13 protein-coding genes are annotated in these 16,168 nt (G+C 41.1%); 12 read left to right on the top strand and 1 reads right to left on the bottom strand.

All coding sequences use genetic code 11. The features are described 5' to 3' along the window. Window positions 1–10: 10 nt before the first annotated feature. The 10 genes from hisH (at window position 11) to hflX (ending at window position 10,850) form a co-directional block, all read left to right on the top strand. Window positions 11–616: an imidazole glycerol phosphate synthase subunit HisH gene (gene hisH / locus ABE613_RS12215; RefSeq protein WP_235233908.1), complete on the top strand. Its 606-nt coding sequence runs from the start codon at window positions 11–13 to the stop codon at window positions 614–616. A gap of 14 nt (window positions 617–630) precedes the next feature. Continuing rightward, window positions 631–1,392, top strand: coding sequence for an imidazole glycerol phosphate synthase subunit HisF (gene hisF / locus ABE613_RS12220; protein WP_235233906.1), 762 nt, complete (start codon window positions 631–633; stop codon window positions 1,390–1,392). Between the two features lie 16 nt (window positions 1,393–1,408). Beyond that, window positions 1,409–2,077 (top strand): uracil-DNA glycosylase, encoded by a 669-nt coding sequence (locus ABE613_RS12225; protein ID WP_235233903.1) that lies wholly within the window; start codon window positions 1,409–1,411, stop codon window positions 2,075–2,077. A gap of 27 nt (window positions 2,078–2,104) precedes the next feature. Then, window positions 2,105–3,532, top strand: coding sequence for a dihydrolipoyl dehydrogenase (lpdA, locus tag ABE613_RS12230; protein ID WP_235233901.1), 1,428 nt, complete (start codon window positions 2,105–2,107; stop codon window positions 3,530–3,532). Between the two features lie 87 nt (window positions 3,533–3,619). After that, window positions 3,620–4,153, top strand: coding sequence for a hypothetical protein (locus tag ABE613_RS12235; protein WP_347376507.1), 534 nt, complete (start codon window positions 3,620–3,622; stop codon window positions 4,151–4,153). A 311-nt stretch (window positions 4,154–4,464) separates the two neighbouring features. Then, complete coding sequence (locus tag ABE613_RS12240; protein WP_510182358.1) at window positions 4,465–6,684, top strand: heavy metal translocating P-type ATPase; 2,220 nt, start codon at window positions 4,465–4,467, stop codon at window positions 6,682–6,684. 121 nt (window positions 6,685–6,805) lie between these two features. Continuing rightward, on the top strand, window positions 6,806–7,165 hold the full coding sequence (locus ABE613_RS12245) for an ArsR/SmtB family transcription factor (RefSeq protein WP_235233896.1): 360 nt from the start codon (window positions 6,806–6,808) through the stop codon (window positions 7,163–7,165). Window positions 7,166–7,195: 30 nt separating this feature from the next. Next, window positions 7,196–9,058: a heavy metal translocating P-type ATPase gene (locus ABE613_RS12250; RefSeq protein WP_347376508.1), complete on the top strand. Its 1,863-nt coding sequence runs from the start codon at window positions 7,196–7,198 to the stop codon at window positions 9,056–9,058. A gap of 8 nt (window positions 9,059–9,066) precedes the next feature. After that, the gene (locus ABE613_RS12255) at window positions 9,067–9,591 is read left to right on the top strand and encodes a tetratricopeptide repeat protein (protein ID WP_235233894.1); all 525 of its coding nucleotides are present in this window, start codon (window positions 9,067–9,069) and stop codon (window positions 9,589–9,591) included. 11 nt (window positions 9,592–9,602) lie between these two features. Further along, on the top strand, window positions 9,603–10,850 hold the full coding sequence (hflX, locus tag ABE613_RS12260) for a GTPase HflX (protein WP_235233890.1): 1,248 nt from the start codon (window positions 9,603–9,605) through the stop codon (window positions 10,848–10,850). Here hflX and ABE613_RS12265 read toward each other — a convergent pair. Next, window positions 10,842–11,684, bottom strand: a complete 843-nt coding sequence (locus tag ABE613_RS12265) for a helix-turn-helix domain-containing protein (protein ID WP_235233889.1) — start codon at window positions 11,682–11,684, stop codon at window positions 10,842–10,844. The two genes, hflX and ABE613_RS12265, sit on opposite strands and share 9 nt — an antisense overlap. A 149-nt stretch (window positions 11,685–11,833) precedes the next feature. On the opposite strand from ABE613_RS12265, the gene dapF reads away from it, so the two are divergent. Then, complete coding sequence (gene dapF / locus ABE613_RS12270) at window positions 11,834–12,691, top strand: diaminopimelate epimerase (protein ID WP_235233888.1); 858 nt, start codon at window positions 11,834–11,836, stop codon at window positions 12,689–12,691. 123 nt (window positions 12,692–12,814) lie between these two features. Beyond that, window positions 12,815–16,168, top strand: coding sequence for a helicase-exonuclease AddAB subunit AddB (addB, locus tag ABE613_RS12275; RefSeq protein WP_347376509.1), 3,354 nt, complete (start codon window positions 12,815–12,817; stop codon window positions 16,166–16,168).

The following is a 16,168-nucleotide window of genomic DNA, read 5'->3' on the forward strand; positions in this document are numbered from 1 at the left end:
GGTTTGAACATTGATAGCAATTATAGATTACGATGCGGGAAATATTAAAAGTGTGGAAAAAGCCATGCAGTTACTGGGACAGGACGTAACCATCACCAGGGACAGAGAGACAATATTGCAGGCAGATAAGGTTATACTTCCTGGAGTTGGTGCATTTGGAGATGCCATGGGTAAGATACGTCAGTATGGTCTGGAGGAAGTCATTGGCGAAGTTGTAGACCAGAAGACTCCATTTTTGGGAATCTGCCTGGGACTGCAGTTATTATTTGAAAGAAGTGATGAGACACCGGGAGTGGAAGGCCTGGGAATTTTAAAAGGTGAGATCTTACGAATTCCGGACAAAGAAGGACTTAAGATTCCGCATATGGGATGGAATTCACTGAAGTTCCAGAATCAAGGAAGGTTATTTGCTAATCTGCCAGAAGAACCTTACGTTTATTTTGTACACTCTTATTATCTGAGAGCAGCAGATGAGGGGATTGTAACAGCAACAACAGAGTATAGTACACATATTCATGCTTCTGTTGAGAAAGACAATGTGTTTGCTTGTCAATTCCATCCGGAAAAGAGCAGTGATGTGGGAATTCAGATACTTAAGAATTTTGTGGAAATATAGGCGGAGGTTAAAGGATGCATACAAAGAGAATTATTCCATGTCTGGATGTAAATAATGGACGAGTAGTAAAAGGTGTCAACTTCGTTGATTTAAGAGATGCCGGTGATCCAGTGGAGATTGGTAAGGCATATGATAAAGCTGGTGCTGATGAACTGGTGTTTTTGGATATCACAGCATCTTCAGATGCCAGAGAAACTGTGATAGATATGGTTCGGAAGGTAGCAGAGACCGTATTTATTCCGTTTACCGTGGGCGGCGGTATTCGGACTGTAGACGATTTTAAGGCGTTGCTTCGGGAAGGAGCGGATAAGATTTCTATTAATTCTTCTGCTATTAATACGCCAAGATTGATTTCAGATGCGGCAGATAAGTTTGGCAGTCAGTGTGTAGTTGTAGCTATTGATGCCAAAAAAAGAGCTGATGGAAGCGGTTGGAACATATATAAGAATGGCGGACGTATTGATGTGGGAATCGATGCGCTGGAATGGGCTTCTAGAGTTGAAAAGTTAGGAGCCGGAGAGATACTTCTGACGAGTATGGATTGTGATGGAACGAAAGCAGGATATGATCTGGAACTTACAAGAGCTATTGCAGAAGAGGTATCCATTCCTGTGATTGCATCCGGGGGTGCCGGGACGCTGGAACATTTTTATGATGCATTGACGGACGGAAAAGCAGATGCTGCATTAGCTGCATCATTGTTTCATTATAAAGAACTGGAGATTAAAGAAGTAAAAGAATATCTGAAAGGACGAGGTGTGTCCGTACGTCTGTAGCAGAGAGGTGAATGTTATGGCTGCGATTAATAATGATTGGCTGGAGGCTCTTCAGGGAGAGTTTAAAAAGCCCTATTATAGAAAATTATTTGAAACGGTAAATCAGGAGTATAAGACGAGAAAAATCTTTCCGCCGGCAGATGATATCTTTAATGCGTTTCATCTGACACCATTACATAAGGTAAAAGTTGTGATTCTGGGACAAGATCCATATCACAATGATGGGCAGGCGCATGGACTTTGCTTTTCTGTAAAGAAAGGTGTAGATATACCTCCATCTCTGGTTAATATCTATCAGGAATTGCATGATGATCTTGGTTGTACGATTCCAAATCATGGATGTTTGACGAAATGGGCCGAACAAGGTGTTTTGATGTTGAATACAGTCCTTACCGTGCGTGCACATCAGGCTAATTCCCATCGCGGGATTGGTTGGGAGGAATTTACAGATGCGGCAATTATGGCGTTAAATAATCAGGATCGACCGATCGTGTTTATTCTATGGGGAGCACCCGCTCAGAAAAAAGAGAAGATGCTTACGAATCCAAATCATTTAATCCTGAAAGCGCCTCATCCAAGTCCGTTATCTGCATACAGAGGTTTTTTTGGCAGCAAACCTTTTAGCCAGACGAACTCATTTCTTGAAGAACATGGAATCGAACCGATTGACTGGCAGATTGAATAGAAGGGTAGAGATACCAGGAGGGATACGATGGGAAAACAATATGATCTTGTAATTATTGGAGCAGGTCCGGGAGGATATATAGCGGCAAAGAAAGCGGCAAAACTAGGGATGTCGGTTGTTATCATAGATAAGGGAGAGATTGGCGGTACTTGTATTAACCGTGGATGTATTCCTACAAAGGCTTTGATTCATGCGGCGACACTGTATCGTGAGATGACAGAGTGTGAGAAATTCGGACTTACTGCAGAGAAAGTTGGATTTGATCTGCAGAAGATATATGAATATAAGGAATTATCATCAGCCAGAATGCGAGAAGAATTGCAGAAAGAATTTGATGCACTTGGTATTGAATCCGTAAAGGGAACTGCTGTTATTCAAAGTGATCGCAGAGTGCGGGTAACAACATCTGACCAGAGAACAGAATATTATATTGGAAAAAATATTTTGATTGCAACGGGAGCGAAAGCACGGATGATAGACATTCCAGGAATGGATCTGCCTGGAGTTATGACAAGTGAAGAATTATTGACATCAGAAGAAAGCAGCTATGGCAGATTGTTGATTCTTGGCGGTGGAGTTATAGGAATTGAATTGGCAACAGTATTCAATGCACTAGGTGGTAAGGTGACGATTGTTGAGGTGTCTGACCGCCTTCTTCCGAATATGGATCAGGAATTTTCAGATGCATTAGAAGAGATTCTTACAAATCGTGGAATACATATTTGTAAGAAAAGTATATTGGAAAAAATTACAAAGGATGACAAAGGACTGGAATGCCGTTATGTATGTCAGGGGGAAAATCAAAAGACTTGTGTGGATGCGGTGCTGGTTTCTGTGGGCAGAGTTGCCAATACAACAGGATTATTTGATTCAGATGTTCCGATAAAATTAGAAAATGGCAGAATCGTTGTAGATGATTTCTATATGACGAATCTCCCTGGAATTTATGCGATCGGAGATGTGATTGGTGGAATTCAACTGGCACATGTTGCCTCTGCACAAGCGACATACGTAGTAGAACGCATGAATAATGTGGAGCCTTCTGTGATTGTGGAGATGGTTCCGAGCTGTTTGTTCACGTCTATTTCTATAGTTCCAAGTTGTCTGTATACAGATCCAGAGATTGCTTCTGTGGGAATTACGGAAGAAGAGGCAAGAAAGAAGGGAATACCGCTTCGCTGTGGAAAATACGTCATGAATGTCAATGGACAGTCCATTATTTCAAAAGAAGAGCAAGGATTCATTAAGGTATTATTTGCAGCCGATAGTGATGTGCTCCTGGGAGCGCAGCTTATGTGTCAGCGTGCAACGGATATGATTGGAGAATTGGCAACGGCAATTGCGAATGGATTAACATCTGCACAGTTAATGTATGCAATGCGTGCGCATCCGACATTTAATGAGGCAATCTCCTGTGCGGTAGAAAATAGCAGAGAAAGTCAGTCAAGATGGTAGAAATTCCTACAATATCTTGATTTTATATTAGATAAAAGAGTATAATAAAAGAGGTAGTGAGAACAAAAACGAAATGGAGGGCTTCATATGGAATTAAAACAAACGAAGACAATTTTGGATGTTCGCAGAGGTTACCTGATGACAGTTCTTGGGGTGAGCGTTGTCGCAATTATTGTAGCGGGGGTTATATCTAATTCATTTGTGCACAGCATTCCGATATTTACAATCTGTATATTTGCAGTTTTTATTATCATGCTGTCTTTGATCTACGATGTTTATATTAATTCAACCTATCGTATTTTTTTGGTTGATGATGATGTGTACATCTATTATCCAACTTATAGTTCAAGAGCCGGTAATGAATTCATTTTCTATAAAGTGCTCGAAGTAGACAATGCTACTGTAAAAGGAAGCTCTATTGTATTTAACGGAACGGTTTCAGTCGTAACTGATGCTATCGAGCGAAAAGGAATGAAAGAAGTTGCTAATCCAAAAGCATTATTTGAGGAAGTGTTTTCAGAAGATACATACTCTATTCAAAAGAGATTCCGTATATCCAGAATCTTTGACGGAGAGAATGAATTGATGGCAAAGCTTGCAAAGAAGAAAAAAGCAAAATAATGGGGAAATAAAAACAGAAGCGGGAATATACCTGCTTCTGTTTTTTTCTCTATAGGAAACTTCGTTTCCATAGAGTAAAAACCCTCCGGGAGGATGCGCACTCCGGCGAAAGCTGAAGATGTCGCAAGCGACCGCCGGAGGCGCGAGAGTTCTGCTCGCAGAACTCTTTGTTCTAGCAATGAAATTCGCAAAGTTAATCTCGTTTCTGCATAAATATATTGACAAAAGTATCAGAATGTGATTATATTTAAATATGAACATATGAATAATTGTTCATATGAAAAGATTTAACCAGCCAGGAGGATATAGATATGGAGAATCGGGAGAGAAGAAAGGAAACGGTATGTGAATGCGGCTGCGGACATGAGCACCACCATCATGAGATAGAAGAGCAAAGGATACCTTCAATGCCGGAAGGGGTAGAAAAAAGAGTTTATATTTTAGAGAATCTTGGATGTGCCAATTGTGCAGCTAAGATGGAACGACAGATTCGTGAGCTTCCAGGTGTTGAGATGGCAACGATTACATTTGCAACAAAACAATTGATTGTGGCAGCAGATAATCAGGAAAAGTTGTTGCCAGAATTCAGGAGAATTTGTGCTTCAATAGAAGAAGCAGTAATCGTAACACCAAGGGAAGATCGAAGTGTGAATAAGAAGAAAGAGAATCCTTTGGAAGAGAATAAGAAGGATATTCTGGCTATTGCTGTAGGTGCAGTTTTGTTCATCGCAGGTCAAATTGCAAGTCATATGCTTCCAGGTTCATGGATTGTGAGTATTGTATTTGTGGCTGCATATGTGATTCTTGGACTGGAAATTGTCTGGACAGCAGTTAGGAATCTGGCAAAAGGACACGTATTTGATGAGAATTTTTTGATGAGTGTGGCAACATTGGCGGCATTTGCAATCGGAGATTTTGCGGAAGCTGTAGGAGTTATGTTGTTCTATCGTGTGGGAGAAGTGTTCGAAGAGATTGCAGTAAGCCGTAGTCGGTCTCAGATAATGGAGGCGGTAGATCTTAGGCCTGAAGTCGTGAATCTGGTCAAGGGAGACGAAGTGAAGAGTATTCCGGCACAGGATGCAAAAGTTGGAGATATTATTCTGATTCGTCCGGGGGATCGTATTCCTTTGGATGGAAAAGTTATTGAAGGACGTAGTCAGATCGATACTTCACCGGTTACTGGAGAACCGGTACCTGTCAGTGTATTTCCTGGGAAAGAGATATATTCTGGATGTGTCAATGATCTGGGCGTGTTGAAGCTGGAAGTTCAAAAGCCGTTAGGTGAATCTATGGTGACACGTATTCTGGATTCGGTAGAAAATGCTGCGGCAAGCAAGCCAAAGATTGATCGCTTTATTACAAGGTTCGCCCGAATCTATACGCCAGTTGTTGTTTTTGCAGCGATATTGACGGCTGTGATTCCTTCCTTGATTACTGGTAACTGGAATTACTGGATCTATACGGCAATTACATTCCTGGTCATCAGTTGCCCGTGTGCATTGGTACTGAGTGTGCCGCTGGCCTTTTTCTCGGGTATTGGGGCTGGATCCAGACAGGGAATCTTATTTAAAGGCGGAATTGCGATTGAAGCGCTGAAAGATATAAAAGCTGTAGTCATGGATAAGACGGGAACCATTACCAAGGGAAATTTTGTGGTTCAGCGAGTAGAGTCATTGGGAAGATTAACGGAAAAGCAGATATTGACGATGGCAGCCGATTGTGAGCTGAATTCTACACATCCAATTGGAACCAGTATAGTGGCAGCAGCGAAAGAAAAAGGACTGGGGCTTGTCAGACCATTGGAAGCAGAGGAGATATCAGGGAAGGGAATCCGTGCAGTATTCCCGGAAGGAACAGTGCTTTGCGGTAATCGCGGATTGTTGGAATTATATGGTATAGATACCAATGATTATGAAGCAGGAATATATGGAACGGAAGTGTTGCTCGCCGTAGACGGCAAATTAGCAGGCTATCTGGTTGTTGCCGATGTGATTAAAGAGGAAGCGACTGATGCTGTGAGTCGGATGAAGTCTCAGAATTTGGTGACAGCAATGTTGACAGGAGATGCGAAGGATAATGCGATAGCTGTGGCCAAGAAGACAGGAATTGATGAAGTGCATGCTCAGCTCCTGCCTCAAGAGAAGCTGGAACATTTACAGAAGATTCGTGAACAATATGGTTCTGTTATGTTTGTAGGTGACGGGATTAATGATGCTCCAGTTCTTGCGGGGGCAGATGTAGGAGCAGCTATGGGAAATGGCGCAGATGCAGCAATTGAAGCAGCAGATGTCGTTTTCATGACTTCATCAATGAATGCAATTCCTGAAGCAGTAAAAATTGCCAGACAAACTGGTAAAATTGCAATGCAGAATGTCGCTTTTGCTTTGATTATTAAGTTCCTGATTATGATATTAGGAATTATGGGATATGCGAACATGTGGATGGCTGTGTTTGCGGATACGGGAGTTGCCATGTTGTGCGTGATGAATTCGATTCGTGTGCTGTATACTCAAAAAGAACGAATCAAATAGATATACAATAGTTACAAAATTATTAATTTTAATTTCATTTTATGCCAAATGGTTGAATTTGAAGAGGCCATTTGGCATAATTAATTGATAAGGTTTCTGATTTTTTGAAAGGAAGGAATGTATGAAGAGAACGGAAGCTGAGTGTTGCGAAGTTACATGTGTTCATACGGATACAGTTTACATGGTGAAGAACAAGATGCCGGAAGAAGATCTGTTAAAAGAACTGGCAGATTTTTATAAGGTATTTGCTGATTCGACAAGAATTAAGATTTTGTGTGTGTTATTGGAGGCTGAGATGTGTGTCTGTGATCTTGCCGAGGTGTTAGGCATGACGCAGTCAGCTATATCCCATCAGCTTCGAATATTGAAACAGATGAAGTTAGTGAAGAACCGCAGAGAAGGAAAGACCGTATATTATTCGCTGGCAGATGATCATATCCAGACAATTATCAGTCAAGGAATGGAACATATTATGGAGTAGTTTTCATATAGTGATTAAAGGGAATATCATATGACGGAGAAGTTGAAAAAAAGATGTATCATTTATAGTGTAGGGGTGTTGGTGTATGTGAGTGCGATTGAAGCTACCATACATCTGACGTTAACTGACAGAGTAAAATTTATATGGTTTCTTATTGCGTATCTGATCATAGGGTTTGATGCTTTTAAGAAACTGGAACAAAATCTGCTGCAGAAAAAGTTCCTGTCAGAATATACGTTAATAATCTTGGCCACAATTGGAGCTTTGGGAATTGGAAGGTATGTAGAAGGTGTACTTGTAATTCTTTTGTTTGAATTGGGAATGATTTTTGAAGCTTTTTCAAGAGACAGAGCGAAAAAAAATATTGAAGAGTTGATTAATATCCGTCCAGAATATGCAACAAGAAAGGTTCATGGAAGAGAATTCAAGGTAGATCCGTCCGCATTGAAGCCGGGACATATTATTGTGATTAAGCCGGGAGAGCGTATTCCGGTAGATGCTGTGATAACATCAGGCACTACGAGTATTGATACGAAGGCAATTACGGGAGAAGCAATTCCTCAATCTGCATGGCCGGGGGATAAGATTTATAGTGGATGTATTAATCTGAATGGTGTGATTGAAGCAAAAGTTTTAGAATTATATGTGGATTCTACCGTATCCAGAATCATGGAGATGGTGGAGGATGCGCAGAATAAAAAGGCAGAGAGTGAGACTTTCATCACCAGATTCTCCAGAATTTACACACCGCTTATGTTGTTGGGAGCTTTTGCGGTCATGATATATCCGTCACTGACATTTTCTTATGGAAATTGGGATACTTGGATTTACCGCGGATTGATTTTCCTGGTGATTGCCTGTCCCTGTGGATTGGTATTGTCAGTACCAATTGCATTTCTTGGAGGAATCGTAACGGCTGCACGCCATGGAATTGTAATGAAGGGCGGTAATTTCCTGGAAGATCTGGCAAAGGCTGATACATTTATTTTTGATAAGACAGGGACCCTGACGGAAGGTGTCTTTCATGTGAAGGAAGTCAAGGCAATTGGAATGCCGAACGAGGAACTCCTTAGGATCGCCGCACATGTTGAGTGCCACTCTAATCATCCGATTGCACAGTCACTGAGGGAAGCCTATGGGAAAGAGATAGCAGAGAATAAAGTATATAGAATGCGAGAGATACCAGGATATGGTGTCAATGCGACATTCGAAGGAGAGCGCGTCTATGTTGGAAATAACAGGCTGATGGAGAAGCAGCAGATACTTTGTGATGATGTCAGTCAGCCGGGAACTGTTATCTATGTAGCTGTCGGAAAGAAATATGCGGGATACATTGTTATTGCGGATACTATAAAAGAAGATGCCGTGGATACACTTCAATATTTGAAGGAAAAATGTAAGGCGGTATTGGTCATGTTGACTGGCGATACGAAGAGCGGAAGTATACAAGTGGCAAAAGAATTGGAGATGGATTATGCATATGCAGACTTGATGCCGGAAGATAAGCTGGAGCAGGTAGAAGATTTCCTGCGTATTCAGGATGGAACCGAGAGGCTGGTATGTGTAGGTGATGGAATCAATGACGCGCCAGTTCTTGCGAGAGCGGATGTGGGAATTGCCATGGGAGCGTTAGGTTCGGCGGCAGCGATTGAGGCAGCTGATATCGTATTGATGGAAGATGAACTTCCAAGAATTATAGATGCAATTAAGATATCCAGAGAGACATTAAGAGTAGTAAACCAGAATATTACTTTTGCATTGGTTGTTAAGGGATTGATTTTGATTCTTGCCATTATTGGCTATTTTGGTATGTGGGAAGCAATATTGGCAGAAGTTGGAGTAATGTTTGCTGCTATTTTAAATGCTGCGTGGGTAGCAAGATATAACGTATAGGAGGAAGTATGAAGCGTATAAGGGTAGTACTGTCCGTTTTACTTTTGGGAGTGTGTCTCAGCGGATGCGGGAAAAATCCTTCGGAAGAAGGAATAGAATATCTGGAAAATGGGCAGTATGAAGAGGCGATAGAACAATTTGAAGAGGCAATTGAAAAAGAGGTGAATGTGGGGGATGCCTACAGAGGAATCGGGATTGCCAAATGGGAACAAGAGGATTTTGAAGGAGCACGCGATGCTTTTGAAAGTGCACTGGAAAACAATGCGCAGAAGACAGGAACGATTTATAATTTTATTGGAATCTGTGAACTGAAATTAGAAGATCCGGATTCAGCAATTAATTATTTCCGTCTCGGTCTTGGTCAGGAAGATATCAGCGAGGAACTGAAGCAGGAGATGCAGTATAATGTAATTGTTGCATATGAACAGGCAGAGGACTGGGAAAGTGCAAAAGTGAAGCTGAAGGAATATCTGAATGATTATCCTGACGATCAGAATGCGCAGAAAGAACTGGAATTTCTGGAGACACGGTAAGGAAAGAGAAGATGATTGAATTAGATAAAGTAACCGAGCGGGTAATCTTAGTAGGAGTCAGTCTGTCGGATCAGGATGACACGCAGAAATCACTGGATGAATTAAAGGAGCTGGCAGCAACTGCAGGGGCAGAAACTGTTGGAACAGTAATTCAGAACAGAGAGCAGATGCATCCGGGAACGTATATCGGAAAAGGAAAGATTGAAGAGTTAAAAGACCTGTTGTGGGAGTTGGACGCAACAGGTATTATTTGTGATGATGAACTTTCGCCGGCACAGATGAAAAATCTTCAGGATGAGTTGGATACGAAAGTAATGGATCGTACGCTGGTGATTCTGGATATTTTTGCTTCCAGAGCATCTACCAGTGAAGGTAAGATTCAGGTAGAACTGGCACAATTAAAGTATCGTCAATCTAGATTGACTGGTTTCGGAACAGCGATGTCTCGTCTTGGAGGAGGAATTGGCACCAGAGGACCAGGAGAGAAGAAACTGGAGATGGATCGAAGACTGATAAAGAGTAGGATCGCCCAGTTGAACAGAGAATTGAAAGATGTAAAACGTCATAGGGAGGTTACACGAGAACAGAGGAACCGGAATCGAATTCCGGTCGCTGCTATTGTAGGATATACGAATGCAGGAAAGTCTACACTACTGAATTCATTGACAGGAGCAGGTATTCTGGCTGAGGATAAGCTGTTCGCTACTTTGGATCCAACGACCCGTGGATTGAAATTGCCAAGTGGGCAGGAGATTCTTTTGACAGATACCGTCGGTTTTATCCGAAAGCTTCCTCATCATCTGATTGAAGCATTTCGCAGTACACTGGAAGAGGCTAAATATGCAGATCTGATTCTGCATGTGGTTGATATGGCGAATCCGCAGATGGATGAACAGATGTTTATTGTATATGAGACGCTTAAGAATCTGGAGGTTACTGACAAACCAGTTATCACCATATTTAATAAGATGGATAAAGCTGGAAATCAACAGATCATTCGAGATTTTCATGCAGATTATACCGTAAAGATATCTGCAAAGATGAAAGATGGAATTTCAGAACTGCTTCAAACAATCGAGGCAGTTCTGCGTGAACAGAAAGTTGCAATTGAGAATCTGTATTCCTACCAGGAGGCAGGGAAGATTCAGTTGATCCGTAAATACGGTGAATTACAGCAAGAAGATTACCGGGATGATGGAATATTTGTAAGAGCCTTTGTACCGGTAGAAATCTATGATAAAGTTAGAACTTCAAAGTAAAGTCCCGGTCTCGCGTGGCGATTCATGGAAGAACTTCTTGTAAGCTCTGGAAAATGTAGAATAATCTTTAAAGCCACAATCAAAGCAAGCCTGTGTGCCTGACACACCGGTTAGTATTAATTCTTTTGCAAGCAGGAGCCGTTTTTGGGAAATATAGTGTCCAAGAGTGTAACCGGTTTCCTGCTTGAATAGTCTCATCATATAGTATTTACTGATGTAAAAATGATCTGAAAGGATATCGATGTTCAGATCATGGTTTAGATTTTCGTTAATATATTGCAGGATGTCCAGAATTTTGGTATTACAGTTATCTGTATCAATGAATTCCAGACGATTTTTTCTTGCAGCACGGTTCAGATGTATCATAAACTCCAGAAAGAGGACTTGGCGATAAAGATCGGAAGCGTATCCGTCATCGGAAAAAGATTTTTCTAATCGTGTGATTGACTGGAATAAAGAACTGTTTTTTAAGGAAGGAATTCTTAATACATTGGAATGCTCTTCTTCTGCTTTTTGAAAGCAATAACTTAAATCATAAGAATCTGTTTTGTATGCGTTCATAAAATTTGGTGAGATATAGACAATGATTCGTTCATAGATCTGGGAATTATCTACAACCAGACGATGTATGTCATTGTGTCGGACCAGAACAATGTCATAAGGAGACAATTCATAAGATTTTCCTTCAATCGTATAAATAACGTGTCCTTTGATAAAGATGGTAATCTTATCAAAATCATGATAATGGTATTTTACTTCACGAGTTTCTTGATCAGTCAGGTGGAATAGTCTGAATTCACTGTTCAGGTATCCTTTTTTTATATATTGTCCCATGAAAATCACCTCTTTCATTATCATATATGAAGAGAGCATTATTTGCAATATAATAAGCACTAATTACGTTGAAAAGGGAAAAAATGCCTGATATGATGTGCTTAGAACGACTTGGGGAAAACTCCCGTAAAAAAAGATGGAGGTATGTTATGAAAGTTGTATTGGAACGTTATCATGGGTTGGGAAATGATTATGTTGTATTTGATCCAAATAAAAATGAATTGGAATTGACACCGGAAAATGTAAAGATGATTTGTGACCGTAATGCGGGACTGGGCTCTGACGGTGTCCTGGAGGGACCAATCTTAAAAGAAGATGGCATGTATGTAAAGGTATGGAATCCAGACGGAAGTGAATCTGAGACTAGTGGTAATGGTGTTCGTATTTTTGCAAAATATCTGAAAGATGCAAGTTATGTGCAGAAGAAAAACTTCAAACTCTACACAGGCAATGGACCAGTGGAGGTGACTTTCCTGAATGAAGACGGCAGCCGTCTGCGTGTGTCAATGGGAAAATTATCTTTTTGGAGTGATGATATCCCAGTTACAGGGGAGCGTCGAGAAGTAATCAATGAAGATATGGTATTTGGAAGAACATTATATCCAGTCACTTGTGTCTCCATCGGAAATCCACATTGTGTCATTCCAATGCGTGAGATATCTAAGCCGTTGGTTTGCAAGATCGGAGATTACGCTGAGATTGCAAGATATTTTCCAAATCGTGTGAATACGCAGATTATGAAAGTTGTTGATAAAGAACATGTCTCTATTGAAATCTATGAAAGAGGCGCCGGTTATACACTGGCATCAGGAACAGGTGCCTGCGCGGCAGCGGGAGTTGCATATAAGCTGGGCATGACGAACAATAAAGTGATTGTTCATATGCCAGGCGGAGATCTTCAGGTTGAGATCGAAGATGACTGGAATGTCTATATGACTGGAGATGTATTCTATGTAGCAAAGATTACATTAAGTAATGAATTCGCGGAAAAATTAAGAAGTTTATAATATAGAATATATGAAGATAGTAGGGTCTGTCTGGCATCTGTCCGGCAGGCCTTTTCTATTGCCGTGCATCACTGATACAAGTGTGATATAATAAGCACAATAGCAATTCAGGGAGGGACAAGGATGTCTTTGCAATTTGTATTTGGGCCTTCTGGCTCTGGAAAATCACATGATTTATATCAGTACGTTATTGAAGAAGCCCGGAGATATCCGGAACGAAATTACATTGTTCTGGTGCCGGAGCAGTTTACTATGCAGACACAGAAGGATCTGGTGACGATGCATCCATGTCATGGAATTATGAATATTGATGTCCTGAGTTTTGGACGTCTTGCATATCGAGTGTTTGAGGAGACAGGTGGAGAGCCCCTTCCGGTATTGGATGATGAGGGAAAGAATCTAATTCTGCGAAAGATTGCGGGAGATTACGAGAATGAATTATGCGTTCTAAGAGGTAATATGAAAAAACTGGGATATATCAGTGAAGTAAAGTCTGTTATCTCAGAGTTTACACAATATGACATTGGCGAAGAAGAGCTGGAACGGGTAATGGAGACGGCAGGTGAGCAGTCGAGACTTTATTATAAGTTAAAAGATATCCAGATTCTATATCGTGGATTCTCAGAATATCTGGAGAAAAAATACATTACCAAAGAGGAACTTTTAGATGCTCTGAGTAAGGTAATCTGCAGATCAGATATATTAAAGAATAGTATGATCGTGTTAGATGGATTCACGGGATTTACACCGGTACAGAATCGTTTGATATTGGAACTGCTCAGGCATTGCCGTAAAGTGATAGTGACAGTTACGATGGATGACCGTGAAAATCCATATGTCTATCAGCACCCATATCAGTTGTTTGCACTGAGTAAACATACGGTTACTACGCTGATTCAGTTAGCTCAAGAGGAGAAAATTCCGATTGAAGAACCAATCTGTAAGTATGAAAAGCCGGTTTATCGTTTCCGTGAAAATGATGCTCTTGCGTTTTTGGAACGGAACTTGTTCCGTTATGGGAAAGATACATTTAGAAAAGAACAGGATTCGATAGGAATTCATGTTGCAAGAAATCCGAAAGAAGAAGCACTTGCTCTGGCAGGAGATATCCGGGCGCTGGTCAGACGAAAGGGATATCGTTACCGAGATATTGGAGTCATCGTAAGCAATATGGATGTGTACGGGGATTATCTGGAGCGGGCGTTTGAACTGTATGAGATACCGGTATTTATGGATCATAAGAGAAGTATCCTTTTGAATTCTTTTGTGGAGTATATTCGAAGCCTTTTGAATATGGCGGAACAGAATTTCTCCTACGAAAGTGTTTTTCGGTTCTTGCGCACGAATCTGGCAGGATTTACCTGTGATGAGATTGATGAATTAGAGAACTATGTGATTGGCCTGGGAATCAAAGGGTATAAGAAGTGGCAGGAAAAATGGGTACGTCGTCTGAAAGGTATGACGGAAGAAGAACTGGAACGTATGAATCATTTTCGCGTCCTTTTGGTGGAGAAGACAGATGCATTAATGTTTGTGTTAAAGCAACGAAAGAAAACGGTAAAGGATATTACCTTGGCGGTGTATGAGTTCATGGTCTGTGAAGAACTGCAGCTGCGCCTAAAAAAGCAAGAAGAAGAATTTCAGGCGATGGGAGAGCTGGCTTTGGCAAAAGAATATGCACAGGTATATCGGATAGTAGTGGAGCTCTTTGATAAGTTTGTGGAATTGCTGGGGGATGAGCCAGTAAGTTTGAAGGAATACTGTGAATTGCTGGATGCCGGTCTGGAGGAAGCAAGAGTAGGGGTGATTCCTCCGAGTATAGATCAGGTTGTAGCCGGTGATGTGGAGCGTACCAGGTTAAAAGATATCAAAGCATTATTTTTCCTGGGGGCAAATGATACGCAGCTCCCGGGTGCATTGTTGCAGACAGGGTTATTATCTGAACGTGATCGAGAGTGTTTTCAACGAGAGAAGTTGGCATTATCGCCTGGAGGAAAAGAAAAAGCTTATATTCAGAAGTTTTATCTATATATGAACCTGACGAAACCCTCTGATAAATTGGAAGTCTATTATAGTAAAGTATCTTCCGATGGGAAAAGTATCCGCCCTTCTTATCTGATACAGGAATTGCGTAGAATATTTCCTCTTATGAAGCTTCAGGATGAAGAAGAAAAAGAGTTAAAACAGCGAGAGTTTACAGAAAAAATGGGGCTGGATTGTATCATCCGGGGAATGCAGGGAACAGGAAATGGCATGGATGATACCTGGAAAGAATTGTATTCTTGGTATAGGAGAAATCCAAAGTGGCACGAGAAGGTAGAAAGCTTATTGAATGCTGGATATTATCAGCGTCCGATGGATGGATTGACGGAAGAAGTTGCAAAAAGACTGTATGGGGAGAATTTTGAGACAAGTATTACAAGAATGGAGCGGTTCTCGGCCTGTGCATTTGCACATTTTCTTACATATGGTTTGAACTTACGGGAACGACAGCAGTATGAGTTTCAGGCAGTAGATCTCGGAAATATATGTCATAGTGCGTTGGAGAAGTATTCACAAAAAGTGGAGAGAGGACATAAGGACTGGGTATGTTTATCAGAAGATGAACAGAAGTATTATATAGAAGAAAGTGTGGAAGAAGCAATTACTGATTACGGGAATTCTGTTCTCTATAGTTCTTCCAGAGATGAATATATGATTGTCCGTATAAAACGAATGCTGGAACGAACGATATGGGCATTGACAAAGCAATTGGAGGCCGGAGATTTTCGGCCGTCCGCTTATGAGTTCCGATTTGCCAATGGAAAAATTGACCGGATAGATACCTGCGAGGATCAAGAGAAAGTCTATGTGAAAGTAGTGGACTATAAGACCGGAAGTCAGGCTTTTGATATCGTATCGTTGTATCATGGCCTTCAGCTACAATTGATGGTCTATATGGATGCCGCTGTAAAGATGGAAACCCAAAAGCATCCGGGAAAAGAAGTAATCCCATCGGGTGTGTTCTATTATCGGATTCAGGATCCATTGGTAGAAAAGCAGAAGAAAGAAGAAATCGAAGATGCACTTTTGAAAGAATTAAAACCAGATGGCATGATAAACCTAAGTGGCGATACGTTAGAGCATCTGGATCGTAAGAAAAATGGAGAATCGCTTGCTGTTCCGGTAAAATATAACAAGAATGGGAGCCTTGCGAAAAGTTCCAAAGCGGTATCTGAGGAAGAATTTCAGATTATGATGCATCATGCTGTCCAGAAGATAGAAAAGACAAAGAGACAGATACTGGAAGGCAACACGGATGTGTCGCCTTATCGCAGAGGTCAGGAGACGGGCTGTGATTACTGTAAATATAAGCATGTCTGTGGTTTTGATACGAAGATACAAGGATATGCATATCGTGAGATAGGGAAAATGACTCAGGAAGAAGCAATTGCTGCGATGAAAGCAGAGACAAAAGAGTGGGAAGGAGAGGAATAG

This window comes from Dorea chungnamensis, from assembly GCF_039832125.1.
Lineage (GTDB): Bacteria > Bacillota > Clostridia > Lachnospirales > Lachnospiraceae > JAFBIX01.

What these genes read in the sequence shown, in the direction of transcription:
- ABE613_RS12265 (WP_235233889.1), bottom strand. Translation starts at nt 11,684, where the DNA reads ATGGGACAATATATAAAAAAAGGATACCTGAACAGTGAATTCAGACTA.
- lpdA (WP_235233901.1), top strand. Translation starts at nt 2,105, where the DNA reads ATGGGAAAACAATATGATCTTGTAATTATTGGAGCAGGTCCGGGAGGA.
- dapF (WP_235233888.1), top strand. Translation starts at nt 11,834, where the DNA reads ATGAAAGTTGTATTGGAACGTTATCATGGGTTGGGAAATGATTATGTT.
- hisF (WP_235233906.1), top strand. Translation starts at nt 631, where the DNA reads ATGCATACAAAGAGAATTATTCCATGTCTGGATGTAAATAATGGACGA.
- ABE613_RS12245 (WP_235233896.1), top strand. Translation starts at nt 6,806, where the DNA reads ATGAAGAGAACGGAAGCTGAGTGTTGCGAAGTTACATGTGTTCATACG.
- ABE613_RS12240 (WP_510182358.1), top strand. Translation starts at nt 4,465, where the DNA reads ATGGAGAATCGGGAGAGAAGAAAGGAAACGGTATGTGAATGCGGCTGC.
- addB (WP_347376509.1), top strand. Translation starts at nt 12,815, where the DNA reads ATGTCTTTGCAATTTGTATTTGGGCCTTCTGGCTCTGGAAAATCACAT.
- ABE613_RS12250 (WP_347376508.1), top strand. Translation starts at nt 7,196, where the DNA reads ATGACGGAGAAGTTGAAAAAAAGATGTATCATTTATAGTGTAGGGGTG.
- ABE613_RS12225 (WP_235233903.1), top strand. Translation starts at nt 1,409, where the DNA reads ATGGCTGCGATTAATAATGATTGGCTGGAGGCTCTTCAGGGAGAGTTT.
- ABE613_RS12255 (WP_235233894.1), top strand. Translation starts at nt 9,067, where the DNA reads ATGAAGCGTATAAGGGTAGTACTGTCCGTTTTACTTTTGGGAGTGTGT.
- hflX (WP_235233890.1), top strand. Translation starts at nt 9,603, where the DNA reads ATGATTGAATTAGATAAAGTAACCGAGCGGGTAATCTTAGTAGGAGTC.
- ABE613_RS12235 (WP_347376507.1), top strand. Translation starts at nt 3,620, where the DNA reads ATGGAATTAAAACAAACGAAGACAATTTTGGATGTTCGCAGAGGTTAC.